This is a genomic window from uncultured Campylobacter sp. (assembly GCF_938045775.1).
GTDB lineage: Bacteria > Campylobacterota > Campylobacteria > Campylobacterales > Campylobacteraceae > Campylobacter_B.
The window spans coordinates 1-1184 of sequence record NZ_CALIBH010000135.1 but is presented as its reverse complement, the minus strand read 5'-3'; the positions used below and the strand labels follow the sequence as shown (position 1 = coordinate 1184).

The window sequence follows — 1184 nt, the reverse complement described above, 5'->3', positions numbered from 1 at the left end:
AAAACGCCGCGTCAGCGTAGAAACAGCGTGCGAGATCGCACGCATCGCGCACCAAAACGGCGCAAAGTGCGTCGGAGTCTTTGCTTTGAGCTCCGAAAAACACAGCGCCGCCGCATGCGAATTTAAAAATTTTAGCAGCAAAATTTGCGGCGAAGAAATTTGTGAAGATAAAATTTACGCGGACGAGAGTAGCAGCGTAGAATTTTGCGGAACCGCGGAATTTTACGAAAAGCAGCGCGAGGATTTGAGTGTAAATTTAAACGCAAACTGCGCTGTGTCTACCTCGGTAAAAGATCTAAATTCTGAAATTTTAGATACGGAAGCTTTAGGCGAGGAGCAAATTTTAAAAATTTGCGAGGCTTGCGAGCTGGACTGCGCTCAGATCTACGGACGCATAAGCGCGGATTTCAAAGCGCGCCTCAACGCAGCGGGCGTCGAGGCGTGGCAGGTGCTAAGCATAGGTACCGAAATGCCGCCGCTTGAGGGTTTGAGCTGCGACCGGATATTATTCGATGCCAAAGGAGCGAGCCTGGGCGGCAACGGCGTGAGCTTCGACTGGGATCTGTTGAGACGCGCAAGGCTTGGCTGTGAAGAAAAATACTGCGCGGGCAGCGCAACTCAAAGCATAGACGACACAAAATACGACTCGGCTAGCGGGCGATGCGATACGCAAAATGATGCAGCAAGCGACGAAAAATGCTATGCAGCAGGCGCAGCTCAAGACTCAGACGGCGCAAGGAGCCATCTTAAACACAGCGCTATCTGTAACGGATATAACGAGGGGAATTTGAAGCGCGATAAAAACGGCGACTGCAACAATTCCTGCGCGGAGCATAGCGAAAACGGAAATTTAAAGCTCGAAAGAGTAAGTAACTTTTGCTGTGCCTCTAATAGTAATGAAGTAAGCGAACGCGCACATGATATTGTTCGATCGAGCAATACGAAACAAGAAACGAGCGCCGATCGTCGCGCCGAAAAGAATGACGATGAGTGCAAATTTAGTGCGTGTGCTACCGCTCGGCTGAGTGGTGTAAGACCCGCAAGCGAAGGCGTCAATGATCGAGGCGCAAGCGACTATGAGGCGAGCGCGCCAAATATTTCAAATGACGGCGGAGAAGTAGGCAAGCTGGGTGCCATAAAAGATGATAGCGCGGATAAGCATGACGCTGCTGCTAAAAGCGGGG

At 50.8% G+C, this 1184-nt stretch carries 1 protein-coding gene; it reads left to right on the top strand.

Annotated features, from left to right (window positions below; translation table 11 throughout):
- Positions 1-1184: hypothetical protein (locus Q0238_RS05385; protein ID WP_297943674.1), on the top strand; the 1184-nt coding region annotated here is incomplete at both ends.